27 protein-coding genes and 1 pseudogene are annotated in these 26,002 nt (G+C 69.6%); 6 read left to right on the forward strand and 22 right to left on the reverse strand.

Annotated features, from left to right (window positions below; genetic code table 11):
- Positions 1–92 precede the first annotated feature (92 nt).
- From BKA14_RS45635 to BKA14_RS40490, 4 genes and pseudogenes are all read right to left on the reverse strand, one after another.
- Positions 93–287 (reverse strand): annotated as a pseudogene (locus tag BKA14_RS45635) (recombinase family protein); the annotation flags it as partial.
- Between the two features lie 64 nt (positions 288–351).
- Positions 352–774, reverse strand: a complete 423-nt coding sequence (locus tag BKA14_RS40480; RefSeq protein ID WP_184956005.1) for a hypothetical protein — start codon at positions 772–774, stop codon at positions 352–354.
- Positions 775–1,102: 328 nt separating this feature from the next.
- Positions 1,103–1,573 carry a hypothetical protein gene (locus BKA14_RS40485; protein ID WP_184956006.1) on the reverse strand — a complete coding sequence of 157 codons (471 nt, stop codon included), beginning with the start codon at positions 1,571–1,573 and terminating at the stop codon, positions 1,103–1,105.
- Between the two features lie 152 nt (positions 1,574–1,725).
- Positions 1,726–2,520, reverse strand: coding sequence for a Shedu anti-phage system protein SduA domain-containing protein (locus tag BKA14_RS40490; protein ID WP_184956007.1), 795 nt, complete (start codon positions 2,518–2,520; stop codon positions 1,726–1,728).
- A gap of 484 nt (positions 2,521–3,004) precedes the next feature.
- Here BKA14_RS40490 and BKA14_RS40495 point away from each other — a divergent pair, with 484 nt between their 5' ends.
- Positions 3,005–3,472 (forward strand): hypothetical protein, encoded by a 468-nt coding sequence (locus tag BKA14_RS40495; RefSeq protein WP_184956008.1) that lies wholly within the window; start codon positions 3,005–3,007, stop codon positions 3,470–3,472.
- A 50-nt stretch (positions 3,473–3,522) separates the two neighbouring features.
- Here BKA14_RS40495 and BKA14_RS40500 read toward each other — a convergent pair whose 3' ends face one another.
- From BKA14_RS40500 to BKA14_RS40515, 4 genes are all read right to left on the reverse strand, one after another.
- Complete coding sequence (locus tag BKA14_RS40500) at positions 3,523–3,945, reverse strand: TIGR02391 family protein (protein ID WP_311776127.1); 423 nt, start codon at positions 3,943–3,945, stop codon at positions 3,523–3,525.
- Positions 3,946–4,145: 200 nt separating this feature from the next.
- Positions 4,146–7,163, reverse strand: a complete 3,018-nt coding sequence (locus BKA14_RS40505) for an FG-GAP repeat domain-containing protein (protein ID WP_184956010.1) — start codon at positions 7,161–7,163, stop codon at positions 4,146–4,148.
- Between the two features lie 208 nt (positions 7,164–7,371).
- Positions 7,372–7,662: a hypothetical protein gene (locus BKA14_RS40510; protein WP_184956011.1), complete on the reverse strand. Its 291-nt coding sequence runs from the start codon at positions 7,660–7,662 to the stop codon at positions 7,372–7,374.
- Positions 7,659–8,108: a hypothetical protein gene (locus BKA14_RS40515; RefSeq protein ID WP_184956012.1), complete on the reverse strand. Its 450-nt coding sequence runs from the start codon at positions 8,106–8,108 to the stop codon at positions 7,659–7,661. Before BKA14_RS40515 ends, BKA14_RS40510 begins: the two co-directional genes overlap by 4 nt.
- Before the next feature lie 374 nt (positions 8,109–8,482).
- Here BKA14_RS40515 and BKA14_RS40520 point away from each other — a divergent pair, with 374 nt between their 5' ends.
- Positions 8,483–9,130 (forward strand): hypothetical protein, encoded by a 648-nt coding sequence (locus tag BKA14_RS40520; protein WP_184956013.1) that lies wholly within the window; start codon positions 8,483–8,485, stop codon positions 9,128–9,130.
- A gap of 45 nt (positions 9,131–9,175) precedes the next feature.
- Here the strand turns inward: BKA14_RS40520 and BKA14_RS40525 are convergent, their stop codons facing one another.
- The 11 genes from BKA14_RS40525 to BKA14_RS40575 all read right to left on the reverse strand — a co-directional run bounded on the left by BKA14_RS40525 (position 9,176) and on the right by BKA14_RS40575 (position 19,268).
- Positions 9,176–9,811 (reverse strand): response regulator transcription factor, encoded by a 636-nt coding sequence (locus BKA14_RS40525; protein ID WP_184956014.1) that lies wholly within the window; start codon positions 9,809–9,811, stop codon positions 9,176–9,178.
- Entirely contained in the window at positions 9,811–11,811 is a 2,001-nt protein-coding gene (locus BKA14_RS45425; protein ID WP_184956015.1) for a sensor histidine kinase, read from the reverse strand. The genes BKA14_RS40525 and BKA14_RS45425 overlap by 1 nt, the downstream gene beginning before the upstream one ends.
- Before the next feature lie 143 nt (positions 11,812–11,954).
- Complete coding sequence (locus tag BKA14_RS40535) at positions 11,955–13,040, reverse strand: hypothetical protein (protein WP_184956016.1); 1,086 nt, start codon at positions 13,038–13,040, stop codon at positions 11,955–11,957.
- The gene (locus tag BKA14_RS40540) at positions 13,037–13,447 is read right to left on the reverse strand and encodes a hypothetical protein (protein WP_184956017.1); all 411 of its coding nucleotides are present in this window, start codon (positions 13,445–13,447) and stop codon (positions 13,037–13,039) included. Before BKA14_RS40540 ends, BKA14_RS40535 begins: the two co-directional genes overlap by 4 nt.
- Before the next feature lie 33 nt (positions 13,448–13,480).
- Complete coding sequence (locus tag BKA14_RS40545) at positions 13,481–14,275, reverse strand: hypothetical protein (RefSeq protein WP_184956018.1); 795 nt, start codon at positions 14,273–14,275, stop codon at positions 13,481–13,483.
- A complete protein-coding gene (locus BKA14_RS40550; RefSeq protein WP_184956019.1) occupies positions 14,272–14,811 on the reverse strand; it encodes a hypothetical protein in 540 nt (179 codons plus the stop codon). The genes BKA14_RS40545 and BKA14_RS40550 overlap by 4 nt, the downstream gene beginning before the upstream one ends.
- Before the next feature lie 141 nt (positions 14,812–14,952).
- On the reverse strand, positions 14,953–15,324 hold the full coding sequence (locus tag BKA14_RS40555; protein ID WP_184956020.1) for a nuclear transport factor 2 family protein: 372 nt from the start codon (positions 15,322–15,324) through the stop codon (positions 14,953–14,955).
- A gap of 96 nt (positions 15,325–15,420) precedes the next feature.
- Entirely contained in the window at positions 15,421–15,981 is a 561-nt protein-coding gene (locus tag BKA14_RS40560) for a hypothetical protein (protein ID WP_184956021.1), read from the reverse strand.
- A gap of 3 nt (positions 15,982–15,984) precedes the next feature.
- Complete coding sequence (locus BKA14_RS40565; protein WP_184956022.1) at positions 15,985–18,024, reverse strand: M91 family zinc metallopeptidase; 2,040 nt, start codon at positions 18,022–18,024, stop codon at positions 15,985–15,987.
- Entirely contained in the window at positions 18,021–18,353 is a 333-nt protein-coding gene (locus tag BKA14_RS40570) for a hypothetical protein (RefSeq protein WP_184956023.1), read from the reverse strand. Before BKA14_RS40570 ends, BKA14_RS40565 begins: the two co-directional genes overlap by 4 nt.
- A 273-nt stretch (positions 18,354–18,626) precedes the next feature.
- The gene (locus BKA14_RS40575) at positions 18,627–19,268 is read right to left on the reverse strand and encodes a GntR family transcriptional regulator (RefSeq protein WP_184956024.1); all 642 of its coding nucleotides are present in this window, start codon (positions 19,266–19,268) and stop codon (positions 18,627–18,629) included.
- A 107-nt stretch (positions 19,269–19,375) separates the two neighbouring features.
- On the opposite strand from BKA14_RS40575, the gene BKA14_RS40580 reads away from it, so the two are divergent.
- Together BKA14_RS40580 and BKA14_RS40585 are read left to right on the forward strand one after the other, a co-directional pair.
- Positions 19,376–20,053, forward strand: coding sequence for an alpha/beta fold hydrolase (locus BKA14_RS40580; RefSeq protein WP_184956025.1), 678 nt, complete (start codon positions 19,376–19,378; stop codon positions 20,051–20,053).
- A gap of 11 nt (positions 20,054–20,064) precedes the next feature.
- A complete protein-coding gene (locus BKA14_RS40585) occupies positions 20,065–20,727 on the forward strand; it encodes a trimeric intracellular cation channel family protein (RefSeq protein WP_184956026.1) in 663 nt (220 codons plus the stop codon).
- Positions 20,728–21,097: 370 nt separating this feature from the next.
- On the opposite strand, the gene BKA14_RS40590 is transcribed toward BKA14_RS40585, so the two are convergent.
- Positions 21,098–21,364 carry a GlsB/YeaQ/YmgE family stress response membrane protein gene (locus BKA14_RS40590; protein WP_184956027.1) on the reverse strand — a complete coding sequence of 89 codons (267 nt, stop codon included), beginning with the start codon at positions 21,362–21,364 and terminating at the stop codon, positions 21,098–21,100.
- A gap of 120 nt (positions 21,365–21,484) precedes the next feature.
- On the opposite strand from BKA14_RS40590, the gene BKA14_RS40595 reads away from it, so the two are divergent.
- The gene (locus tag BKA14_RS40595) at positions 21,485–22,816 is read left to right on the forward strand and encodes a hemolysin family protein (RefSeq protein WP_184956028.1); all 1,332 of its coding nucleotides are present in this window, start codon (positions 21,485–21,487) and stop codon (positions 22,814–22,816) included.
- On the opposite strand, the gene BKA14_RS40600 is transcribed toward BKA14_RS40595, so the two are convergent.
- Positions 22,763–24,112 (reverse strand): sensor histidine kinase, encoded by a 1,350-nt coding sequence (locus tag BKA14_RS40600; protein ID WP_184956029.1) that lies wholly within the window; start codon positions 24,110–24,112, stop codon positions 22,763–22,765. The two genes, BKA14_RS40595 and BKA14_RS40600, sit on opposite strands and share 54 nt — an antisense overlap.
- Entirely contained in the window at positions 24,109–24,771 is a 663-nt protein-coding gene (locus BKA14_RS40605) for a response regulator transcription factor (protein WP_184956030.1), read from the reverse strand. The genes BKA14_RS40600 and BKA14_RS40605 overlap by 4 nt, the downstream gene beginning before the upstream one ends.
- Before the next feature lie 201 nt (positions 24,772–24,972).
- Between BKA14_RS40605 and BKA14_RS40610 the strand changes: the two genes are divergently transcribed.
- Positions 24,973–25,986 carry an SIS domain-containing protein gene (locus tag BKA14_RS40610; RefSeq protein WP_184956031.1) on the forward strand — a complete coding sequence of 338 codons (1,014 nt, stop codon included), beginning with the start codon at positions 24,973–24,975 and terminating at the stop codon, positions 25,984–25,986.
- Positions 25,987–26,002: the final 16 nt, after the last annotated feature.

Raw genomic sequence — 26,002 nt, forward strand, 5'->3', positions numbered from 1 at the left:
GTAGCCAAAGGGGCGCGGGCCGCCCGTCCAGAGCCCTTGGCGGCCTTGCGTTCCATTCCGGCGATGACGCGGTCGATGACGGTTTCGCGCTCGAACTCGGCGAACACGCCGAGCATTTGGACGAGCATCCGGCCGACCGGGGTGGCGGTGTCGAACGGCTCGGTCGCCGAGCGGAACACGACGTCGGCGTCCGCGAGTTCGTCGAGCAGGCTGGTCAGGTCGCGCAGGCTGCGGGAGAAACGGTCGACGCGGTAGACCAGCAGGGTGTCGAACAGCCCGGCTCGGGCGGCGCGGAGGGCTTTCTGAAGTTCAGGTCGGTCGGTGCTCGCCCCGGACGCGTCGTCGGAGTGGTCACTTGAGGGTCGCCTTCAGCGGCTCGGCGATCTCTGCGGCTGACTCCAGGTGGTCCGCGACGATCTGATGGCGGAAGGCCCAGTACGGGCCGTTGACGCGTAGCAGCCCGAACTCGACGAGGGAGACGTAGGTGATGAACCGCATCAGATAAGTAGGAAGATCGGCTACGTGACGTTTGCCCTGGCTCGTCGCTGCCCGGTGCCATCGGACGGCGAAGGTCATGTGGACAAGCCGGAACTCCAGCCAGCCGGACTCGCCGGCAAGAAATCCCGCGGCCGCGAACACGGCGGCGCCCGTGAAGGACGCGCATAGCGAGTCGGGTCCTGCGGTAGCCCCAAGAACCGCATAGACAGCACCGGCGACCGCCGCGTACCGCAGACCCAGCAGCGCGAACCCGTGGTTGGCGCGCAGCGCGGCCAACGGCCCCCAGAGGACCCGGTAAGCCCGCCGGCCGGGCCGGGGCAGAACCGCGGTAGCCAACGTCGCAGCGAGCGAACGACCTCGAGGTAGCTGCGCCGACAACGGGCCCAGACGATCGCCGCTAGCCCTTCCAGCTGATGAGCCAGGTCGGCGGCCCGATAGTCGCGATACGACCGTTGAAAGAACCGAACCGTCACGTCACCCTGGCCGCGCACCGACGCCACCAGCCCGCTATCAGGCGAATACGCCTCGACAGCGATCATCGACAACCGGTCGGCCAGCTCTCCCACGTCACCCCCCGCTACCAGCCCAACGCTATAGGCGCCGATCAATCTGGGCGATGATCAGGTTCGCTCCGAGGCTCGTCGTCGTGGTCCGGAGCCGCGAAGGGGTCCTCAGGCAGGGAGCATCCGTAACTCTGCAGAGTCGGCACGTCCAGCTCGATCGTTTGAAGCGTGCCCGCCGGCGACAGGCCATCCGGACGATTGATAACTCGATCGCCGGGCAACAGGCCGAAGCCGCCGTGCATGACTGGACGTGGGTGGGCCCCGCCCGCAACATCGGGATGGTCAGAGGTTAGCGATCCGTACCGTTCGATCAGCGCGGAAACGGCGTCATAGACGTCGGCTATCACTGTCTCTGCTTCCCGGACGTCGGCGTCTGGGTTGTCGGTGCGGTAGGCCCGCCGAGCCGCGGCGAGGAACCTGTCCGGGTCGATCACGACGACGTCTTGACGCGTACGGACGCTGATCACCATGCCCGCACGCGGTTGCGACGCCGCCTGGTCGTCGTTTGCCATGCCGGACAGGTTAGGCGTATGCAGTGATCGGTCACGGTCGGCAGTCGCGGACACGCGATCATGAACCCACTCTGAGCGTGGACGTGCGGATCTGCCGAGAAGAGTGAACATTTGTGGCGCTAAGATCTGTCCGGTGATCCACCGACTTAAGGCTAATCAACGAAAACACCACTGTTATGGTCAAATCCACACCCCAATTCTTCGGGTGGTGTAAACGGGCCCCGGCCTTTAATTCTGGCCGCCTCTTCTCTCGCCAGCCAGTCATAGGATCTGATCGACACGAGAGGATTTTCAAGCCTTATTTCATTGATCCTTTGACTATCATCTTCGGTTCTGCTTGCGGACCTTCCGATCACTACGATGCCTACGGCCAATGAATTCAAGCCGGGGTAGCCCGTTGCGCTGAGGGCTTCGCTTCCCTTCCTGGCGATCCATCCCCGCCATCGGCGAATCTGATCTATGCCCTCTCTAAGCTGGGGTGACGCCTCTCCCGAGCGTCGATCAGTTCCTTTATCGGCCGCTCGCTTATTGAGCAACGGCGTGTCTGGACTCTGCAGCTCCACCATGTACCAACTTAGGCCATTGCTATCGAACCGAGCCACCATAAAGTCTGGCTCGAATTCTTCAGCTAGCCGCGGATGCGACTTAACCCAACGGCAGCCAAAACCAAGCTGGTCAGGGGCCATGAGATGGAGATTGCTAGCGAGGACCTTCTGCATCGGCCCCTCGTCGGCGGCGGACTTCAATGCGCCGCTCCCCATGGTGTGGTGGGCGCGGACCAGGCCGTCGTGTTCCATGCCGTCGATGATTGAGCGCCAGTAGTTGGTGCTCTGGCCGTCCTTTTTGTCACCCAGCAGCTCGTCGGCGCTTGGTATCAGTCCGGGGTTTAACTGGCTGTAGTCGTAGAGTTCTTCAAGGTAGCGAATGCGCGCGGCTTCTTTGTCCACCGTGGGGCTCCTTGGTTCGTGGGGGAGGTGAACACGGCAGGCTTCTAAGTGGGCTTCTGGCAGGCCGGGAAGGCGATCGAGCTAGGTGGCGGCGTCGAGGGCCCGTGCGGCGATCGATGTCAGGCTGAAAGGCATTGAAGCGGTATCTGCATCTGCCGAGAATAGTACAATCGATGACGCCGACCAGAGCCACCTGTGGGTGCCCCGATACTGCATGACGTATAAGAAAATGTAGACGCTACCAGCAATAACTCACTTAGTCCCTACGAGGGTTAGCGACAAAAATAACGTTGTGATGTGTGTTTTAGCTTCGAGGTCATAGCCCGTTTTATACTTCAGCCAGGCCTGGCAGTTCAGCCTAATTTCGACAGGTGACGTGCTTGTAGCAGACGACGCGCGGCAGCCGGTTTGTGGGCTGGCCGTCCAGCCCGGGGATACACTCCTGCCGCCATGGCCGCGCGGCGATCAGCCAGGAGGCCGGTGGATGTCACACCGCTATTCGCCCGAGCTGGCCTTGGAGTTGGCAACGAGTATCGTGCGCGCGGCGGTGATCGGCTACCGGGAACTCGCCGAGACCTCGTTTCCCAAATTTGGAGACGCGCTGGGCCTCTACAGCACGCGCCCCGTACGCGTCGATGGGCTCGTCAAGCTGCCAGCCGCCGAGGAGGACCACCCCATCCAGATGCTCATCCGGCTGGCGTCAGCCCCAGCAACGCAGCGCAGCACCGCTCCGACAGTTGACCTGCAGCTGGCTGACGATGACCATACATTCTGGGAGTTCAGCCAAGAGCACCGCAGCAGAACTCGGACGGCCTTCGGCCCCGAAGACCTCCAGAGTTTGGATCTACCGCTTCACCTCGACGGCCCGGCGACTAGCCTGGCGTATCGGTGGCTGATCCGGGACCTCATCGAAGTCGGTTGGCTCGACAACGATCATTGGCTGCGTGACTAGATACCGGCCCGCTCTACAGGCGGTGTCGCGATACCGATTCATCTCGGGGGTCAGGATGACGGCGCCGCGCCGTCCAGCAACCGCATCAGCAGACTCGCGAGGCCGAGCAGCTCGAACGCCTCGTTTACTTCCATGACGCCCAAGGGCTCATGCGCAGACGTGTTACGAATCGCCTGCACGGCACCGACGAAGAGCTCCCGATAACCGGCTTGCATGTTCCTCTCGGTCGTTGTCCCCGCACCGCCGAGGACAAGCCGCGGGTTCTGCACAGAGAACGCCTGGTTCATCAAGGGCACGCCGTCGCTGTCGAGACCGGTCATGGATTTGACCCGGTTGACGACGGCCTTCACCGACTCGAACACCGCAGAGGCGTAGTGCTCGCTGCGTACATATGGCGCAGCGGAAAGGCCGGCGCCGGACGCTCTGTCAGCGAGAGCGTTCAGCGCCGGGCTCGGCGGGGTCGGAGCGGTCAGGGGGTCGGTGGTCGTGCCACCAGACGGCGATCAGTGCTGCGAGCGCACTGACGGCCTGCTCGTAGTCGTCGGGTCCATGGGGCCACCTCAGGCGGAAGCACGCGGATGAGGCATGTTCGCTTGCGAGGCCGCGGTACAGCTCGGCGGCACAGGGCAACAGGCCGACGACATCGCCGTCGTCGCCCTGCGCCGCCGACAGGTCAGTACAGACCCGAGTACTGCTGGTAACCGGAGCCGTACTGGGCCCGGTCGCCGAAGGTGCCCTGACCGGTGCCCAGGCGCCGGAACAGGTTGCCGGCGGTGTCGCGGAGGACCAGGTCGTTCTTCCCGTCCTCGTTGAGGTCACCGGCGCCGATGACGGTGTTGTAGCCGAGCCAGCCGGTGCCGACGATCTTGAGACCGGACTGGAAGGTGCCGTCGCCGTTGCCGTACAGGGCGTACATGGTGCTGTTGGAGTCAAGCTGCATCATCAGGTCGGCCTTGCCGTCGCCGTTGATGTCGCCGTTGCCGACGAAGCGGCTGTAGCCCTTGTAGCCACCCGCGATCTTGACCGAGCCGGACAGGTCGCCCTCGGCGGTGCCCCCGAAGACGAACAGCGCGCCGCTCGCCCGGTCGCGGGCGATGAGGTCGGCGAAGCCGTCGCCGTTGAGGTCACCGGTGTGGATCAGAGCGTCGTACGCGTTCCAGTTGCCCGAGATGGCGATCGACTGGGCGCCGCTGAACGGCAGCGCGTCCCGGCCGAAGTAGGCCCGCATCGAGCCGTCGGACCGACGGATCAGCAGGTCGTTGCGGTTGTCGCCGTTGATGTCGCCGAACGGCACGAGCCCGGACAGCCCGGACAGCGCCTCGGCCGGGCCGTTGGCCACGACCGTGCCGCCGACCCGGGTGAGCAGCCAGCGGCCCTGGCCGGTGCTCGCGCTGGTCAGCCCGAGGATGGTGGGCTGACCGGTGCAGTCATAGCTGTGCAGGGTGGGCGTTCCGCCGCAGTCGATGTAGGTGGTCCCGTTGGCCACCGTGACCTCGCGACCGTCGGCCGTGGCCGCCAACGACCACCGGTAGGTGCCCTGGACGGCCGGCTTGCCGTTGACCTGGCCGTTCCACTGGTAGGTCGTATCCACCCGGGCCGCACCGCCGCTGAGGCGCGCGACGACGGAATCGGAACGCACCTGGGTGATGGTGAGCCGCGTGGCGGTGACCGGGCGGGTCAGCTTCGCGATCACCAGGAAGTTGCCCGGCAGGTCGGTCTCGCTGCTGGCCGAGACGGAGCCGGCCGCCGGCGCCGAGGTGGTGACACCGGGGTCGACGATGTGCACGGCGTTGTCGGCGTCGACCCACGCGACGTTGCCGCCGAACCTGTCGACGGCCCAGGTGATGTTGCGGTCGTCGGTCAGCTCACCCCGGGCGAACGTGGCCAGCGTGGCCGGCTCGCCGAGCGTGCCGCCGGTGAGGTCGAGGCGCACCAGGGCACCGTTGGCGTCGTGCCGCACCAGGAAGTTGTCGCCCAGCAGGTACTGCCCGGCGGGCACGTCGATGCGCTTGCCGCCGTCGATCTCCACGACACCGGCCGGCCCGTTCGCCCCGCAGGTCCAGTACAGGTGCTTGCCGGTCGCCTGCACCTCGGTCTTGGTGCAGCTCGAACCGGTGGTGATCGGCTGCGGACCGGCGCTCGGGGTGTCGGCGCGCAGGTTCCAGTTCTCGATCTGACCGGTGGCGTTGGCCCGCCACAGCGTGTCGAACCACAGGGCGGAGGCCGGGGCGCCGGTGAGCTGGATGCTGCTTCCGTCGGTGCGGTACGCCAACTGGTAGTTGGCGAAGCTGAGCAGCCGGTGGGTCGGCGAGGCGTCGACGAGCTTGGCGTCGCTCCGGGTGTTGATCGTGGCGCCACCACCCGGCGACGACCGCAGGTACGCCGTCGTGACGAAGTCGCCCGTGGTGATGCCGTCCAGGTAGGCCGAACCGGTGTCCGCGCCGTCGATCATCCGGACGCAGACCGCGTCGGTCTGGCAGGGCGTCGGGTTGACGAGCGCGCCGTCGGCCACCGGAGAACCGGTCGTCGGCTCACCGGGCCCGATCTGCTCGGCGAAGTGCCGGTACTCGGGCTTCTCGCTCGGCAGGGGCATCGCCACCGTGTGCCGCACGACGCCCGAGGCGAGCGTCACGCCGGCGTTGACCAGCGGGGCGACCAGCGGCAGAACCACCGACTGGTCGGACGCGGTGGCCTTGCGGACCGCGTAGTCGCCGATATTGGTGCCGCCGACGAACAGCACGCCGTCCGGCGCCTGCGCGCTGACCGGCTCGCCCCGGGGCACGACCTGCACCGGGGTGCTGCTGCCGACCGAGTAGCGCAGCACGGTCTTGTTCGTGGCTCCGGTGCTCGGCGTCACGATGACGTCGTCACCGGCCAGCCGGGCCAGACCCAGCGGGACCGTGGTCAGGAACTCGATGGTCCCCGGAACGGTCGCGGTGCCGTCCAGCACCGCTGCGCGCGACAGGCTCTGCGCTGAGGTGCTGGTGAACAGGCCGATCCGGTCCTTGGTCAGCGTGGTCACGTTGGCCGGCAGCACACCGGCAGGCAGCAGGGCCATCCGGCCGGCGGCCACGTCCACCAGGCCGTACCGGGGACCGTCGGGATGGACGACCCGCAGCACGGCGCCGGTGTCGTCACCGGCCACGATGGTGAGTCCGGTCGTGCCCGCCGGGACGCCGGTGATCGGTGCGGACGTCCAGGACCCGTCCGCGGCGATCCGGCGCAGCTCGGCCGTGGGCGGAGTGCCGGAGGTGATCGCCACCGCCGCCGAGTTGCCCAGCAGCCGGGTGAGCTGCACGTTGCTGCTCACCGGCACGTCCCGCCAGGTGTTGGTGGCCAGGTTCAGCGCCGGCTGAGTCGTCGAGGTCGCCGGGTGGCTGGGCACTCCGCCGAGAAACACCACGGTGTCGCCGCCGGCCGGCGTGGCCGAGAACGTGTTCGGGAGGCTGGTGATCGGTGTGGTCTGCCGATCGGCGTAGGTGGTCCACACCCACGGCCGGTTCGCGGCGCGCTGGTGCAGGAAGCCGGTCTCACCGGCGAAGGCGATCCGGTCGGTCGGATAGACCGGATAGGACGGAGCCGGGATCACCCTCACCTCGGACGGCGGCTCGGCCGCCTGGGCGATGCCGGGTGCGACCAGTCCGACGGCGGCGACCAGGCCGCCGACGGTAGCCGCGAGAGTTCTTCGCATGACTTTTCCCCGTGATCAGTAGAGACCGGCGTGCTGCTCGTAGCCGCCGATAAGTGGCCGATCGCTGAACGTGCCGTCCCGGCGCCATGCGGGGAGTCCATTGCGATGCCGCGGCAGCAGGAGGACGTCCCGAAGCGATCAGCCGGATCGTAGACATTCGCCGCCATCGTTTCAACGGCGTTGCCTCCGGCCGTACGGGGAACTCCGGTCAGCGGCGGGTGACTCCCACCACATCAAGCACCCAGGAGAGCACGAACGACCCTTCCCGCCAGGCGTCGTAGCGGCCGCCCGGTCCGGAACGGCCGGCGCCCATCTCGGTCTTCCAGCAGGTAGTTGCCGTCGGGGGCGACCTCGCGCAGCGCAGGTCGCCGTTGTGCAGGGAGAAGTACTGGTCGTCCCGCTCGACGTCGAGGAACGGGGAGAGCACCGTCGTGCCCCGCGACAGCGCCCGCAGCGGGGTGTCGACGACGCCCACGATGGTGCTGAAGCCGAAGATCATCGCTCAGTCGGCGACCCGGATGCGCCGAGGTAAGACCGGTTGTGGTCGTCGGTGGTGACGATGATCGCCCGCGCGTCGTCCCACGTCACTGACGTTCCGGTGACCGAGCCCCGCAGACGGTCGACCGCCTCGCGGGGCGTGAGCTCCTTCGCCCGGACCAGGCTGAAACCGCTGGACAGTTCGTGACTCCCGGCGAACCAGGCGTACGGGCAAGAGCGCATGGGAGAGAAACGCGTGCAGGAGCCAGGCCACCCAACCCGACCACGACGGCCAGCCGCAATCCGGACGGCGGCGCGGGAGGCGGCTGGACGGCGAAGCAAAGCCGCCAGCGCAGACATGAGGAAGGAGAGCACCAGGACGAGCAGCAAGTCCGCGAGCCGGCGGGCGATGCGGTGCAGCGCGGCGGCCTCGGGCCGGTCGCGGCGCAGCCAGATACCGAAGGGCACTACTTGGCCGAGCAGTCCGCCCCGACGACGAGCAGAGCGCCGTGGCCGGAACCGATCGCGCTGTGTCCGGCCGCGGGGACCCAGGCGGTAGAGCCAAGAGGCCGAGAGCAAGGGTCGTGGTGCGTTCCGGGAAGGTCGCGACGCCGCCTTGAACGTCACGACCGGGGTCGCGCCCGACGGCCGTCCGATCATCCTCCAGGACACCCCGGACACCAGCGGCTGTCCCGTCCTGGCGCCGACCGTCGACCCCGCCGGGCCGCTGCGCCCGGGCCTGCTGCGCCGTCGCGCAGCCGGCCCCGGTGGAGCCGCACGGGACATTCTTCCCGGCCGCTGCCCCAGGCGGGCCGGGACAAAGATTGAGTTGGGTCTGCGGCATGACCACAACGCTCACTGCCACCGAGACCTTCACCCGTCGTTTCTGGGTCCGGGTCGGCGCCGTCGGGCTTCTCGCCTGGCCGGTTACCCACTTCGCCGGCTTCGTCACCGGGCCGCCCGGGTCCGACCACGCCCCCGCCATCTTCCGTACGCACGCCACCCAGGTCCAGGTCAGCGGGGTCTTGCTGCACTGGAACGCGATCGTCATCGTGCCGGTGATGCTGGCCCTCGCGTACCTTCTGCACGATCGGATGCCGCGCCTGGCCGCGATCGCCGGCCTGTTCGGCGCGCTCGGCGCGATCAACGGCTCGGGCCTGCTGATGGCCGACTTCTACGATCTGGCGCTGGCGCAGTCGCTGCCGGACGCGCAGGCCGCCGCTGTCACCGAACTCGCGTACGGGTATTCCGGCGTCACGTTCGGCTTCCTGGTGCCCGCGTTCCTGCTCCATCCCGCGCTGCTCGCGCTGGTGGTCGGCCTGGTCCGGGCGGGCCGGGCCCGGTGGTGGCAGCCGGTGCTGCTGGTGGTCGGCTTGGCGCTGCCGTTCCTGACTGCCGACCGTCCGATGCTCGTGCAGGCGAGCGGCGCGCTGTTCATCGGCGCGGCGTTGTACCCGCTCGGTCTGCGCATGCTGCGCCGTACGGCGTAACAGGGGGGATGGGTCACCGGGTGGCGGCTCGGTGGCCCGCCCGCTTCACAACCCCGCCTCCCGCGCCCGCATGATCGCTTGCGCGCGGTCGGCCACGCTGAGCTTCGTGAAGATGCTCGACACGACGTTGCGTACCGTCTTCTGACTCAACCCCAGCCGCTCGGCGATTTGCGGGTTGGTCAGGTGCTGCGCCACGAGACCGAGAATCTGCCGTTCCCGCTCGCTGAGCTCCGGGAAGGCGGCCTGCCGACGGTCCAGCCCGGAGAAGTACCCCATCAGCCGTACCGCGAGAGCCGCACCGAAGATCGCCTCCCCCGCCGCCACCGCCCGTACGGCACGCAGAAGTTCGGCCTTGCGCGCGCCCTTGAGCACGTAGCCGCGCGCTCCGGCCCGCATCGCCGCGAACACCGAGTCGTCGTCATCGGCCATGCTCAGGACCAGCACCCGGATGTGCGGCATGGCCCGGATCAGCCGCTCGGTCGTCGCGATCCCGCCCATGCCCGGCATGGCCAGGTCGAGGAGCACCACGTCCGGCTGCACGACGGGCGCCAGCGCGAGCGCCTGCTCCCCGGTCGCGGCCTCGTCGGCCACCTCGATGTCATCGGTCGCCTCGAGCAGAGCCCGCAGCCCTTCCCGGAACGCCGCGTGGTCATCCACGACCAGCGTACGGATTGTCTCCACTAGTTTCCTTCCGGTGCGGTCGCCGGCAACTCCGCGCGGATCCGGGTGCCTGCCGTCCCGGTCTCGACGGTCAGCGAGCCACCGAGCTCATCGGCCCGCTCCCGCATGGACGTCAGGCCGACCCCCGGCCGTACGCCGTCCAGCCCCCGACCGTCGTCGCCGACCTCGACCACCAAGCGGTCCGCGACGATCGAGAGCCGTACCGAGGCCTCGGCCGCCTTCGCGTGGCGGCAGACGTTGGTGACCGCCTCAACCGCGATCCGGTACGCCGCGACCTCGGTGGCGGCCGGGAGGACGGGCAGTTCGTCGGGCGCGGAGAGGCGAACGGCGGGGGAGCCCGCGGGAAGCCCGGCCAGATGGGCGGCGAGGGCGCCGGTCAGGCCCAGACTGTCGAGGGCGGCGGGGCGCAGTCCGTCGACGAGCCGCCGTACGTCCCCGACCGCCGCCTCCGCGTCGTCCACGACCTTGGCGAGCAGGGTCTTGAGGGTGTCCGGGCGGGCGTCCTGAGCGGCCTCGGCCCGCATGGTGAGGGCCGCGAGCGTGGGGCCGAGCCCGTCGTGGAGGTCGCGCCGCAGCCGCCGGCGCTCCTCCTCGCGAGCCATGACGAGGCGCTCACGGGAGCGCTGCAGGTCGGCCGCGAGCCGCGCCGAGTGCACGGCGGCGCCTACTTGGCGGGCGAGGTCGGCCAGGACAGCTTCGTCGAACGGAGGCCGCGGCCAGATGCTGAGCGTGCCGACCGGGGAGCCCTGATAGGTGAGCGGAAGGTCGGCGGGAACGGCATCGCCGGGCAGGGAGCCCACCGCGGCCGGGCCGTCCGTCACGGTCACGGCGACATACGACGCCCTCAGCGTCTCGGCCACCGTCTCGGCGATCAGCGGCAGGACGGCGGCCGGTGCCACCGCGTCGTCCAGGCGGCGGCCGAGGCGAGCCAGCACCACGTACGGCTCCTCGCGCCGGCCGTGCATGAGGATCGTGATTCCGCGCTGGATGCGGTCGCGCAGCGGCGCGAACGCCACCGCCACGGCCGCCGCGGCCGGAGCCGACACGCTCAGGCTGGTGGAGCGGCCGAGCAGCGCGCCCAGGTAGCCCGCGATCAGCGCGTAGCCGCCGAGCAGGCAGGCCGACAGGGCGCCGTAGAGCAGCGTCCGGGTGATGAGGACGTCGATGTCGTAGAGCCGGTGCCGCAGCACGGCCACGGTCACCGCGGCCGGCAGCAGGCTCAGCGCGACCGCCCCGGCGGCCTCCCAGACCAGGCTGGCCCGAGGCCACACCGAGCCGGTGTCGGCATCGATGAGCCCGGCCACGAGCCGAGCCGCCACGACGACCGCGGCGACGGCCGACGCCCAAGCCACCCACTTGATCTGGCGGCGCCGCACCTCGTCGGCGTGGCGAGCCCGCCACAGCACCGCGCCGCCACCACCGACGAAGGCCAGCCCGGCCAGGACGGTGAAGGCAGCGCCCACGGCGTCCGCGGCGGGGACAAGACCGGCCACCCCGAACGGGTTGTCGACCCCCGCGCCGTCCCGGACCTGCCCGGACGGCCCCGGCCGGAGCGCACCGAGCACGGCGGCGGTCAGGGCCACCGCGAACAGCGGTCCCAGCAACGCCCACCAGAGCTTCGCGCGCGGCCGAAGCCCGTCGGGGAACAGCAGAGGTACCAGGGCCATCCCCAGATTCGCGGGGACCCACAGCCAGTTCTCCGGCCACCCCGCCAGCCGGGCCCCCGGCCCCGTCCCGGCGATCGCGTACTCCCCGAAGAACTCGAGCAGACCGAACGACGAGGCGCTGACCAGCAGGGCCCACCCGAGCGCATTTCTCGGCCGCGACCCGGCCACCAGCGCCCCGGCCACCGCGCACGTCCCCACGAACAGCAGGTGACTTTTGGCGGCCCCGTACGCCGCCGCGCCGTTGTGCACGCCGAGCACGATCGCGCCCACCCCGCCGAGCAGGGTGACGGCGCACAGCACCCACGCAATCCACACCGCCCGCCGACCCGCCACCGGCTGACCATAACTTCTCGTTGTCCTGCGGCGACGGGACAAAGTCCCGCCCTGCCGGTCCGAGGGCCGTTCGGCGGCACTTCGCAGGGCGCGCCTCTCAAGCCGGTACCGGGTCCGCGCCTAGGTAAGGCTCCCCGTCCATGTCACCGGACCCGGAAGTCGCCGGATGCCTTGAGCGCGGCGCCGCCGGCGTTGCGGACGTCGTTCAGCTCGCGCGGGCCGGGAATCAGGATTTTGTTCCAGTTGGCGTGGACGCTTTGCGTGAAGCTGCTCAGCCCGGCCGCCAGCTCTTGCTGCTGGGCGTCGATCGACTTGGTCAGGGTGGTCATCGCGTTCTGCATGCCGGTGATGATCGGGGGCACGGTCATGCCGCCGATGTCGACCTTCTTGTTCTGCAGTGGGCCGACGTTGGACAGGGTGGTGGCCAGGCTTTGAAGGCCTTCGACGCCGACCGCCGCGGCGAACGCGGCTCCACCGGCGCCGGCGGTGGCTCCGGCGAAGATGACGGCGGCGATCGCGCCGGCGATGGTCAGCATGGCCGTCGACTTGGAGGCGTTCGCGCCGGGACACCACGCGTCCAGGCCCTCGAGTGCCTTGTAGGTCTTCTGGCCGATTTCCCAGATGTCGGTGTTGGTGCGGCGGTTGATCTCGAGTTGGGCTTCCAGCCCGAGGGCCAGGGAGAGGGCGATCTCGCGGTGCAGCGCGGCGGCCCGGATGTTGTTCTTCAGGTACACCTCGAAGGCGAGGGCGGCATCGCCGGACCAGTTCTTCAGGTGCCCGTCGATCAGGTCGGCCACTTCGGCGAGCGGCGCGGTGCCGCTGATCGGGGCGGTCGCGTCCGGGGCCGTGATCTTGTTGTCGCGGCTGGTCAGCTGAAGGTCGACCGCGACGGTGGCGGCCACCGAGTAGAGCGCGTCGAGCATGGGCCGGCTGGCGTCGGGGTCGGGCAGGCCGAAAGCGGCGAACAGGGCCGGGATCTCCGCGTAGGCCTGACCCACGTACGAACGAAGGTTGTCCTCGTCGTCGGGGCGCCCGCTGACCGGCGTGCTGTAGGTGGGCACCTGCGTCATCTGCCCGGTGTCGGAGCGGGTGGCGTCGTTGTTGGCGGCCTGCTGCGCTTCGGCGTACGAGGCCGCCTGGTCCATCGTGACCTGGACGGCCTTGTCGCGGATCCTTTCGCCGAGCTGCTGGAGCTCGGCCGGGCTGTGATAGGTGAAGGCCATGGTCACGCCTCGTCTTTCAGGACGACGGACGGTGGCGGCGCGTGGCGGTATCTCTCCTCGGCCTCCTGCAGACCTGGGATCTGCGTGCCCTCCCAGGCCTTCTCCAGACTGGTCGGAGCGCCTTCGTCGGTGAGCGCGTACGCGTCCACGATGTGCTCGATGGTGCTGCCCGCGTCGAGGAGGTTGCCCGCGGTGGTGCCGAGCACGTTCTGGAAGTCGTCACGTAATGCCGACCAGGCGGCGTGGCTCGGGGCGATGCCCCCGCCGGGCGCCTGGAAGGCCGCCGTCTCGCCGTCCGCGGTGCTGTCGACGGCCCGGTTCATCGCCGCGAATGTCGCGCTCATGGCGGGCAGATCGACCCGCCCGACGATCCTCAGCTGCGACAACTCCGCGGCGAACTGCCACCCTTGCATCGTCGGAACCCCCGTTTCCCCGTACGGCTTGAGTCAGGATCCGTTGCAGGCCATCCCCGCGCGCGGCGGCTGCTCGGTGCGCGGTGTCTGCGGTGCGTAGATCTTGGTGCGGGCGAAGTCCAGGGCCGGCACCTTGCTGACCGGGAACTCCGGCCTCAGCACACCTCCGCCGAGGACCGGATCGGCCGCGGCAAACACGATCTTGTCATTCCGGTCCCGCATGATCAGCACGAACTCGGCCACGCAGACCGGTGCCGAGGGCGGCCTGGCCTCGACTTCGCCGGTGACGTCGAATTGCCCGTACGAGTCCGGCTTGCCGCGGGTCAGACCGGTGACCTCAGTCCGCGCCCACGCCGAGAAGTCCTCCGGCGGGAACACCGAGTAGTTGACTACTGCAACCGTGACGCTGCCGATCTTCATGTTCGTGTCCGCCCGCAGCTCGCCGGCGGTGGCAAGCTCCGCGCCGGGGAACAGCACCCCGCCGGACGCGGTCTGCTCGACGGTCGCGGCCTCGTTGCCCGACGCGTCCCGTACGGTGACCCGGAACCGCAGCTCGCGTACGACCTGATCGCATCGGCTGCGGTAGACGAACCCGAACCTGGCCCGGCTCGCGTCGGCATAGGTGCCGGTGATGTCCGGCGCGCAGTCGGGGCGCGGCGGCACCGACACGCTCGCGGACGGTGAGCTGGTGGGCTCGGCCACCGTCGGGTCACCGCCGCCACGGGTGACGACCACGGTGATGCCCGCCGCGACCAGGGCGACCACGAGGCCGATCAGCAGCCAGTGACCCGCCCGCAGACCACGCAGCCCGCGCTGGTCGTCGCTCATGCCGCTCCCCGTCCGCCGGCCCGCATCGAGCGGGGCAGCCCGATGTCGTAGACCGCGTCCGTCAGCAGAGCCACCCGCGCCCGGTGGTCGGCCAGCAACGCCACCACCGCGCTGTCCACCTCGGCCAGGAACTCCGGCTCGGTCAGCGACCCTACCGGCTCACCGGCGATCTCCACCTCCCATGCGACCAGTGCGCGACTGCGAACAGTTACCCGGCCCCGGGCCGAAACACCCGAGACCCGTACGGTCGCAAGACGCCGTCGGAACTCGTGATCCTGCTCGGTGTCGGCCGGCTCCTCGTCGCGGTCGGCCCAGGACCGGACGACCTCGAGGTAGCTGCGCCGATAACGAGCCCAGACGACCGCCGCCAGCCCTTCCAGCTGGCGCGCCAGGTCGGCGGCCCGATAGTCGCGATAGGACCGCTGCCAGAACCGAACTGTCACGTCACCCCGGCCGCGCACCGACGCCACCAGCCCGCTGTCGGGCGAATACGCCTCGACCACAATCATCGACAGCCGATCGGCCAGCTCCCCCACGTCACCCCCCGCTACCAGTCCGACACTAGCGGTACCCATCAATCGGGTCGATGATCCCGCTTGCTCGGGCGATCGTGGTCGCAGGGAGCATCCGTAACTCTGCAGTGTCGGCGCGGTCGGCCCGCCATCGATGTGGAGGCGCTACTCCTGCACTTCGTCCTGACCGGAGGTGATCTTGCCGTACACATCCTTCGCGGCGATCCGGCCCTCGCGTACTCGGTAGACGTCCAGCCCGCGCAGAACCGTGCCGTCGTCGGCCGGGGGCCACCGCCACTCACAAAGCACGCGGTCGCCGGCCGACCAGATGGGGCCGAGGGCCGGACCCGCGCCGGGGCCGAGCTGGCCGGCGAACACCTTACTGACCTCGTCCCGGCCGCGAACGGCGACAGCCGGCCCGTCCCAGGCGTTCGGGCAGTACGTCACATCGTCGGCGAGCAGCGCTGACACCGTCGCCAGGTCGCCGAGTTCCCAGGCGGTGTTGAAGCGCTCGATCAGCCCCCGTGCATCCGTCATGCAGTGCACGATAGATGGTCGCCGCAGACCCGCAGGGTGTCCGCGTCCGCCGCCGGTACGCCCCTCGGACCGGTGCGGTCAGGCCGGCTTTCCGGCTCACTGCTTGCTGCAGAGGAGCCGTTGCTTGGCGACGGCTGATTCCAGGTGGGCGTATGCCCCGCCGGGTTGGGGGGTGACGTCGGCGCTGCTGACCACGCCGACACAGAAGCGGATGCTCGGGTCGCCGTCGGGCAGGCTCAGTGGCGGGTCGAAGGTCCCTGCGTACGGATGCCGTACGTCAAGGGGCAGGGTGACTTGGGCGGTCCCGGAGGCGGTGGCGCCGGCGGCGATGGTGTGGCCGGTCTGCAGGATCGGCTGGGCGACGTCGACGCCTTCGGGTGGGGCGAGGAAGCGGTAGGCCACCTGGACCGTGTCGCCGTCGCCGGGAGTGATCCACAGCTGGGGCAGGTCGGTGGTGCCGGTAACGGGGCCGTCGAGGATGACGATCGGGGTGCTGTCGTCGTTGGTCAGGGTCCACTGCCAGGACAGCTGGGTGTCGGTGCGGGTCAGGGTGGCCTGCAGGCCGGCCTTCGGGGTGGTCGGCTCGTCGTTGCCGCCGCACCCGGCCGGGATGAGGGCGAGGGCGGCCACGGCGGCGGCGATCGTACGGCGGGGCATGGGTCAGTACCTCGGGCGGTGGGGTGCGCCGAGCTCTTCGCGCAGGCCGTTCTCGGTGAGCTCGTACGGGTGGTCGGGTTGGATCCGGTCGGGGGTGCTGGGGTCGTTGTCGTGGTCGATGGGCAGACCGGCGGCGGCCCGCTCGCGGTTGGGCACTCCCGCGTTGTCCGATCCGGTGTAGTCGCCTTCGGCGAGGGTGTCGTGGGCGTAGTCGTACACGTGGGCCAGCTCGTGGTAGAGGATCGTGACCGGCGGCCCGTCGTGCAGGGTGTCGAACGACGGGTTGTAGGCGACCCGGTAGGACTCCTTGAACAGTCCGGAGTCGACGTTGGCTTTGCCGTTCTCCTCGGCCAGTTCGCGGATCGTCAGGCCGTTGCCGTCGTAGAACCAGTTGGCGCTGTCGTCGTGGGCCTGCTGCAGGGAGCCGAGCATCTGCTGGCCGGTGGGGGAGGAGCGCAGCATGTCGAGGTCGGCCTGCACGCGTTCGACGAACTCCGGCGACCCGGTGATCTTGATGTATTGGGCCTGGTCGGAGATCTCGATGTTGACTGCTTTTTCGGTGCCGGTGCTGTGGTCCTCGCCCTGCTGGAGGTAGGCGGTGTCGGTGCCGTTACCCCCGTGCACCGCGTCGCGGCCGGCGCCGGTGTAGATGACGTCGTCGCCGGTGCCGCCGCTGATGACGTCGTTGTCGCGGCCGCCGGAGAGCATGTCGTTGCCGGCTCCACCGGTGAGCGTGTCGTTGCCGGTGCCGCCCTCGAGGTAGTCGCGGCCGTCGCCGCCGTCGAGGGTGTCGTGACCCGACAGCCCGTACAGGGTGTCGTCGCCGAGCCCGCCGGTGAGGGTGTCGTCGCCCGCGCCGCCGTCGACGTAGTCGCGGTCGTCGCCGCCGTCGAGCGTGTCGGCGCCGCCGCGGCCGAACACGTTGTCGGTGCCTGACCCGCCCCGTACGGTGTCGTTGTCGTCACCGCCGTCGAGGGTGTCCTGCCCGGCGCCGCCCTCGATCAGGTCGTTGCCGTTGCCACCGGTGATCCGGTTGTGGCCGGACCCGCCGTAGAGGCGGTCGTTGCCCGCGCCGCCGTCGATCTGCTCCACGACCGGTTTGGTCTGGTCCTCGCCCGGCAGATGGTCGCGGGAGGCGCCCGCGGTGATCAGGTCTTCGCCGCCGCGGCCCTCGATGGTGTCGCGGCCGTCGAGGCCGAGGATCCGGTCGGTGCCGTCGCCGCCGCGCAGCGTGTCGTCACCCTCGCCGCCGAGCAGCGTCAGGTTGACGCGGGTGCCGGGGGTGACGTCGACGGTGTCGTTGCCTTCCCCGGCGCGGATGGTGACGGTGTAACCGGGCGGGAAGGTCACCGTCTCGCCGTTGACGGTGACGATCTGCTCCCCCGTACGGGGGTCGACCGACACGCTGACTTTGTCATCGCCGGGGCCGGTGTTGAGCACCACCGACTCGCCGTCGTAGATCCACGAGGTGGTCTTCGCCTCGGCCGGCAAGGTCCAGCTTTCGGAGTTGCCCTCGGCCACGTCCCGCCACGCCGACACCAAGGACCGCACATCGGCGCCGGCGGCGTCGATGGCTGTCGTGTAGCGGCGCAGCTCCGCGTCCAGGCCGGCGCGGATGTCACCGGCCTCGGCGATCGCCGTGTTGACCCGGGCCACGTCCTCGGCCGTCTGGTATTGGAAGGTGATGCTGGAGCCGGACTGGGCGGTGGGCACCCCGACCCGGCCCAGGCTGCCGTTGAGCGCGTGCTGCGCCTCGATCAGCGCGTCACCCGATTTGCTCAAGTTGGTCGCGCAGGTGGTCGCGTTGTCGAGCAGATCGGTCACGGTCGCGCTGAGCTTCTTCAGATGATCGTGGTAGGTGTCGGCGGCGTCACCGCTCCAGGCGTCACCGACCAGCGGCGCGGCCGCCCTGTCGACGGCGTCGCGGTGCCGACCGGCCGAGGTTGCGAAGGTCGTCCACTGCCGGGCGGCCTGATGCAGCAGCTGGGGCTCCGCATCGAGGTCCCAGATGTTGTCCATCGTGAACGGGTCAGGCTGTGTCATATCGCCCTCGGCCCTCCGCCCGTGCGCCTTTGCCGCTCGGCCGCCTCCCGGTCGGCCTGCTGGTAGGCGAACGCCACCCGGTACAACTTGTCGACGTCACTCTCGTACACCGCCGTGACCTGCCGCCACGTGTCGTCCATGGCCGCGGCCGCCTCGGTGGCGGCGGCCGCGCCCCGGCCGCCCTCGAGCGAGTTGCCGAACGCGCTGCCCGCCGGCGTCACCCCGCCCTGCGCGGCCGACCACGCGGCGGTCATCCCGTCGGCACCGCCCAAAGTCGTCTTCGCCAGCCGCACCAGCGCCTGCGGATCCGCGCGGACCTCGTCCCCCATAGCCGCCGACGGTACCAATCAGAACCCATCGATGGGGCAGGCCGCGCAGACCGCATGACGGCTCTGCTGCCGTCTGCCTGAACGGCTGGAGCTTCCCGGCCCGCAGCTGCGGTTGGCATCCCATAGTTCCCGGCACGCGACCTGTGGACCGTGACGCAGCCCGCAGCCGCTGCACGCGACTCGCAGCCACGCCCATGGCCCGCGCTGGAGGCTGCGACCTCAGGAGCCGGACCTGGAGTTCCTCTTGGCGACCGTGGCGGCGGGCTTGTTGCCTCAGGGGGTGGGGAGGGTGTGCCAGATGTCGAAGGCGACATCCGCCGCGGCGTCGGGGTCGCCGGTGGTGAGGAGGTCGATCAGGCGGGTGTGGAGTTCGACCGAGGTGTGGCCGTCGGTGGTGAAGCGTAGGCGTTCGGCTCGGCGTACCAGGGGGTCGAACTGGTCGAGCACCGTGGCCACGGCCTGGTTGCCGAGGGCGGTGATGGGGATGCGGTGCATCTCTTCGTCGGCGGTGAGGGCGGCGTCGACGTCACCGGCGGTTACCGCTTCGGCGAAGCGGTCGTTGGCTTGGCGCATGCGGTCGAGGTCGTCTTCGGTGAGGCGGCCGGTGATCTGGCGGACGGCGAACGCGTGCAGGGCGGCGATGACGTCGCGGGCGTCCCGCACCGCGGGGGCGTCGATGGAGCTGACCCGGGTGGACCGGCCGGGCAGGGCGACGACCAGTCCGCTCGCACCGAGGCGCAGCAGAGCTTCCCGTACGGGGGTGCGGCTCACCCCGAGCCACTCCGCGAGTTCGGCGTCTTTGAGCTGTTCGCCGGGGAGGAAGGTGCCGTCGACGATGGCGTCCCGCAACCGTCGGTAGACGTCGTCGCGGAGCAGGGAACGGCTTGCGGCGGGAGGTCCAGACGGTACCGGCATGCAACATATTGCACACATAGATCGCCTCGTGCACAACCTGAGCACCCCTTGATCAGCCATGCGGATACGCAATATATTGCGTATCAGTAGAGCGAAGGGACGAGAAAATGATTCGGAACGTTGTGCTCGTGCATGGGGCGTTCGCCGACGGTTCGGGGTGGCGAGGGGTGTACGAGAACCTCACGGCCCGCGGCTACCGGGTCACGATCGTGCAGAACCCGCTGACCTCACTGGCGGACGACGTGGCGGCCACCACGCGGGTGCTCGACCGGCAGGACGGCCCGGCGATCCTCGTCGGTCACTCCTGGGGCGGCACGGTGATCACCGAGGCGGGCGCGCACGCGAACGTCGCAGGCCTGGTCTACGTCTCGGCGCTGGCCCCGGACGCGGGCGAGACGACTTCCCAGCAGTACGAGGGCTTCGCGCCGACGCCCGACTTCGTCATCGACGTGACCGAGGACGGCTACGGCTTCCTCAATCCCGGCACGTTCCAGGCGGGTTTCGCCGCGGACGCCACCGATGCCGACGCCGCCTTCCTGCGCGACTCGCAGGTGCCCGTCAACATGTCGGCCTTCGGGACGCCGGTCAAGAACGCGGCCTGGCGCGACAAGCCGAGCTGGGCCGTCATCGCCACCGACGACAAGGCGTTCGACCAGGCGATGCTGCAGCACATGGCCAAGCGCATCGGGGCCCGGATCACCGACGTCCCGGCCAGCCACGCCCTCTTCCTGACCCAGGCCGGCGTCGTGGCCGACGTGATCGACCAGGCCGCGAAGAACGCCTGAGACCGCCGGTCATGTCGTTTCAGGTCGCGCTGTGGATCCAGCTCCTGGCCGCGGCACTCGGTGGTCTGCAGGGAGCCTTGTTCGCGGCCGGGGAGAGGCAGCGCCGCCTCGACGTGCTCGGGGTGCTGGTGATCGGGCTGGCCGTCGCACTGGGCGGGAGCCTGCTGCGTGACGTCGTGCTCGATCAGCGGCCCGTCGTGATCTGGGAGAACTGGTATCTGCTGGTGGCCGGGGCCGCGGCTGTCCTCGGCACGGTGCTGCAGCGCGCGCTGGCCCGGGTGAACTGGTTGATCATCTTGCTCGACGCCGTCGTGATGGGACTGTTCGGAGCGATCGGGGCGTCGAAGGCGCTGTCCCTCGGTGTCGGCGCGGCCGGGGCGCTGGTCGTCGGGGTGATCGGCGCCATCGGGGGCGGCATGCTGCGCGACATCATCCTGAGCGTGCCGATCTCGTTCCTGCACGTCGGCACGCTTTATGCCGTCGCCGCGGGGGCGGGGGCCGGTGTGCTGATCGCGCTCGTCGCCCTCGGCGTCCCGGTCGCGGTGGCCGGGCTCGTGTGCGTCGGCGTGACGACGATCCTGCGGCTGGGCGCCGTCCGGTTCGGCTGGACCTTCCCTGAGCAGCGGCCGGGAGTGAGCAAGAAGCGTCAAGTCGCGGAGGCGGGCGGGCGATAGCGTCCTCGTGTGTCGTCCGGTGTGCGGGCAATGCTGCGGCTACTGGCGGTCGTCAACTCCCGGCTCCGGGGGACGTGTCGCTGGGGGTGCCGGCCGGGTGGGCGCATCGGTCGCGGTTCCCTCTGCATCGGCGGATCGGCGGCTGGTGCGCGAGACGCCGAAGGCGTACCCGGCCCGGGTGCGGATCGCCGTCGTCAGCAGCCGGTGACTGAATCCGGCGATCAGCGCGGCGATATTTCCTAGATCAATTCTGGCCGTTTCCTTGCCGTCCCCTTGCCGTCCCCTTCATCTGTTCTCAGATAATTGTCAGAAACAATAAAGGACGCCGCCCGCAAATATGCGGGCGGCGTCCTGTGGTAAAGGCGGGATGTCAGCGGCGGCGCCCGTAAAGACCGGCCACCAGGCTGACGCCCACAGCGGCCAGCGCGACCTGGATGATCAGTTCGATCCAGTCGATGCCACGGGTGTCGTCCACGCCCAGAGCAGCGGCGATGAACGTGCCCACCACTGCCGCGAGCACGCCGACGAGGATGGTCAGCCAGATCGGGATGTTCTGCTTCCCGGGCACGACCAGGCGGCCCAGGGCGCCGATGATCAGACCGATGACGATCGCGGTGATAATGCCGGTTACTTCCACTTCAGCTCCTCAGTGCGGGGGTTTCCCTCACATTCCCGGAGGCGGCCGCCATTCAAACCTGACGGTAGTATTTCGCCGATCGGAAAGAAGATCCATAAGGCGAGGAGTTGAGATACCGCAGTGGGCGGTTTTGGATGGCAGATCGTACTGGTGGTGGTGCTGGTGCTGCTGAACGCGGTCTTCGCGGGCAGCGAGATGGCGCTGGTGTCGCTGCGGGAGAGCCAGCTGCAGCGTCTCGAGCGCGAGAGCCGGAGCGGGCGCACCCTGGCCCGGCTGGCCCGTGACCCCAACCGGTTCCTGGCCACGATCCAGATCGGCATCACGCTGGCCGGCTTCCTGGCCTCCGCGTCGGCCGCCGTGTCGCTGGCGCAGCCGCTGGTCGAGCCGCTCGGCTTCCTCGGCGGCGCGGCCGAGCCGGCCTCGATCGTCCTGGTCACCATCGTGCTGACGTTCTTCACCCTGGTCATCGGTGAGCTCGCCCCCAAGCGCATCGCCATGCAGCGCGCGGAGGCGTGGGCGTTGCTGGTGGCCCGGCCGCTGGACGTGCTGTCCGGCATCTCGCGCCCGGCGGTGTGGCTGCTGGGCCGCACGACCGACGTCGTCGTCCGGCTGACCGGCAACAACCCGGACGCGGGCCGGGAGGAGGTCAGCCCGGAGGAGATCCGCGACATGGTGCAGGCGCAGCAGGAGTTCTCCGCCGAGCAGCGCACCATCATCGCCGGCGCCTTCGAGATCGCCGACCGCATCCTGCGCGAGATCCTGGTGCCGCGGCGTGAGGTGCTCGCGCTGCCGGCCGACACGTCCGTCCGGGAGGCCCTCGGCCGGCTGGTCGCGGGCGGTCACTCCCGTGCGCCGGTGGTCGGCCCGGCCGGGCTGGACGACGTGCTCGGCGTGGTGCACCTGCGGGACCTGGTGGACGCGACCGGGACGGTGAAGGAGCACACGTTCACGGCGCTGTTCCTGCCCGAGACCCTCAAGGTCTCCGACGCCATGCTCCAGATGCGCACCCAGCGGCAGCAGCTGGCCCTGGTGGTCGACGAGCGCGGCGCCATCGACGGCATCGTCACCATGGAAGACCTGGTCGAGGAGGTCGTCGGCGAGATCTACGACGAGACCGACCGGGACGTGCAGTCGGTGGTGCACGAGGACGACGGAGCGATGCTGCTGCCGGGCATCTTCCCGATCCACGACCTGCCCGACATCGGCGTCGACGTGGAAGACCTGCAGGACGGTGACTACACGACGGTCGCCGGTCTGGTGCTGTCGCGGCTCGGGCACATCCCGACCGCGCCCGGCGAGGTCGTCACGCTTGACAATTACCGGGCCGAGATCACGCAAGTCATCGGCCGGGCCATCACCCAGATCCGGCTGCGCAAAGCCCCGGAGGCGATCCCGGCCTCAAGCGGGGAAGGTGACAACAGCGTCGAGGCCCGTGGGCGTGGCGGCGTCTAGCCGGACGTCGCCGCCGCCGGCCTGGGCCAGCTTGACCACCAGGGCGAGACCGAGGCCGGTGCCGCCGCGGGGCGCCCCCGGGGCACGCCAGAAGGGCTCGAGCGCCTTCTGGCGCTGATCGTCCGGCAGGCCCGCCCCGGCGTCGACGACGTGCAGTTCGACCGGGCCGTCGGCTGTCCGGGCCGCGGAGAGCCGGACAGTGCTGCGGGCGGGGGCCGCGTGGAGCGCGTTGGAGATCAGGTTGTCGAGGATCTGCTCGATCGCGCCCGGCATCGCGCTCGCCGGCAGGGGCCCGGCCGCGTCGACGGTGATGGTGACGCCCCGTTCGGCGGCGAGAGGCCGCCAGATCTCGGCGCGGGACTCGGCCTCGGCGGCCACGTCGACCACCTCCGGCGCCTCGTCCCGCCGCTCGATCATGGTCATGTCGAGCAGCGCGTTGACCAGCTGGTCGAGCCGCTCGGTCTCGCTGAGCGCGGCCTCCAGCCCGGTCAGCCCGGCCGGGGACAGCTCCGGCTCAAGGTTCTCCAGCCGCAGGCGCAACGCCGCCAGCGGCCCCTTCAGCTGGTGCGAGGCGTGGTCGGCGAAGGCGCCGCGCGCGGCCAGCACGGTGTGCAGCCGCTGCGCGGTGCGGTTGAACGTCTCGGTCAGCCGGCGCAGCTCCGGGGGCCCGCCGGCGATCTGGACGGGGGCCGGCCCGGTGTCGTCGGCGAGCCGGCGGGTGGCCTGTTCGAGGGCCTTGACCGGGCGGACGATCCAGCGGGCGAGCGCCAGCGCGACGGCGGCGCTGCCGGCCAGCACGAGCAGGCAGGCCGCGGTCAGCAACGCCCAGACCCGGCGGATCTGCTCCGTGACGGGGGCCATCGGCACGCTCAGCCGTACGGCACCGGAGGTCGGCTTGCCGGGGTGGAACGACACCGACACCGACATCATGCGGACGCCGCCGATGTCGCTGATGCGGTGGCCGATCCGGCCGCCCTCGCCGAGCGCCGGCAGCACGTCGGCCGTGTCGGCGACCGGCGGCATCGTGCTGTAGATGAGGGCGCCGGTGACGTCGAAGAGCTCGACCTGACCGCCCCAGCGCTGCGCGGCCGCGGTGGCGATGTCCTGCACCTGATCGCCGTCGTCCTCGCTCAGTTCGGCGTCGACGTAGGCGGCGACGATCTCCGCCTCGCGCTCCAGTTGCCGGAACGCCTGCTGCTGCTCGCTGCGGTGATACAGGTAGCCCAGAGGGACCGCGAGTCCGGTCAGCACGGCCAGCACCAGCGACAAGTAGGTGAGGACGAGGCGGCGGGTCATGTCACGACGAGCCGGAAGCCCACCCCGCGGCGGGTCTCGATCCAGTCCGGCCGGCCCAGCTTGCGTCGCAGCGAGGCGATGTGGAAGTCCAGGGTCTTGCTGCGGCTGTCGGTGGTGGCCCAGATCTGCTCGAGCAGCTTCTGCCGCAGCACCATGGTGCCGGGCCGGGCGGCCAGCATCTCCAGCAGGTCGTACTCCTTGGGGGAGAGTGTTACCGGCCGGCCGTCGACGCTGACCTCCCGGGCCGCCCGGTCGATGCTGAGCGGACCCAAGGCCTGGGTGTCGGACGGCGGCGGGGCGGCCCGGGTGGCCCGGGAGCGGCGATCCACGGCCCGGATCCGCGCCACCAGTTCACGCAGGCTGAACGGTTTGGCCAGGTAGTCGTCGGCGCCGCCCTCGAGCCCGCGGACCAGGTCGGCCTCGGCGCGGCGGGACGTCAACATGATGATCGGGACGTTGCGGGTGCGGTTGAGCTCCCAGCACACGTCGACGCCGTCGATATCGGGCAGGCCCAGGTCGAGCAGCACCAGGTCGGCCGGGGGCGCGGCCAGGGCGGCGGCACCGGTGGTGACGTGCTCGGCCTGAATCCCGAAGCGGCCGAGCCCCTCCACGAGCGGCACCGCGATCGAGTCGTCGTCCTCGACCAGAAGCACCCGCATGTCTTCAAGGCTCCCACAACCCAGTTTTGGATCTCCGGAGACACGGTCGGTGACGGAGTGTTACCTATCGGTTAACTCAGGTAACGGGGTCGTTCACACTATTGACATCGTAGTCAGACAACACAAAGCTGTCGTTCACCAACTTGCTGATTCATCAGACAACTGAGCAAGTCGTGGACAACACGAAAGTGAGCCAAAGCTTTGCTGAACTTCGACGAAGACCGCTTCGTGGCCATTCAGGCGGCCGCGGTCGCCCTGGCCGAGCCGATCGACACCCTCATCGGCCGGCTGCTCGACGAAGGGGCCAGGAACCTGTTCTTCCTCGGCGCCGGCGGTGCGGGCGTCCTCATGCAGCCGGCGGCGCAGCTGCTGCAGCGGGAGTCGGACTTCCCGACGTTCCTCGAGAACGCGGCGGAACTGCTGGCCGTGGGCTCGAAGAACCTGGGGCCGCAGTCGATCGTCGTCATCCCCTCGCTGTCGGGCACGACGAAGGAGGCCCTGGCGGTCAACGAGCTGGCCCGCACGAAGGGCGCCACGGTCGTCGCGCTGACTGGCAACGACGAGTCGCCGCTGGCCCGGGCGGCCGATCACAACTTCACCGTACGGGCGGCCGACGACACCTCGTCCGAGTCGTTCTACCTGCAGTCGCTGCTGATCGTCCTGTCGATCCAGAAGCACCGCGGCGAGCGGGACGACTACACGGCGCTGATCGGCGAGCTGCGGACACTGCCCGGCCACCTGCTCGAGGTCAAGCGCGCCTTCGAGGGCCGCGCGGCCGAGCTGGCCCAGCAGTTCGCCGAGGAGAAGTACCACATCTTCACCGGTGCGGGCCCGTCCTGGACCGAGTCCTGGTATTTCGCCACTTGCATCCTCGAGGAGATGCAGTGGGTCCGGACGCGTCCCGTGCACGCCTCGGACTTCTTCCACGGCACGCTCGAGCTCGTCGAGAAGGGCGTCAGCGTCGTCCTGCTCAAGGGCGAGGGCCCCACGCGGGAGCTGGCCGACCGGGTCGAGCGCTTCGCCCCGACCGTGACCGACACGTTCACCGTCATCGACACCGCCGGCTTCGCGATGCCGGGCCTCGGCCCCGACGTGCGCGCCCTCGTCAGCCACGTCGTGCACGCCACAGTGCTCGAGCGCTTCAGCGAGCACCTCGCGACCGTGCGCAACCACCCCCTGACCACCCGCCGGTACTACCGCCGCATCGACTACTGACCAGATAAGGAACCCC

Origin of the sequence: Paractinoplanes abujensis (assembly GCF_014204895.1) — a bacterium.
GTDB lineage: Bacteria > Actinomycetota > Actinomycetes > Mycobacteriales > Micromonosporaceae > Actinoplanes > Actinoplanes abujensis.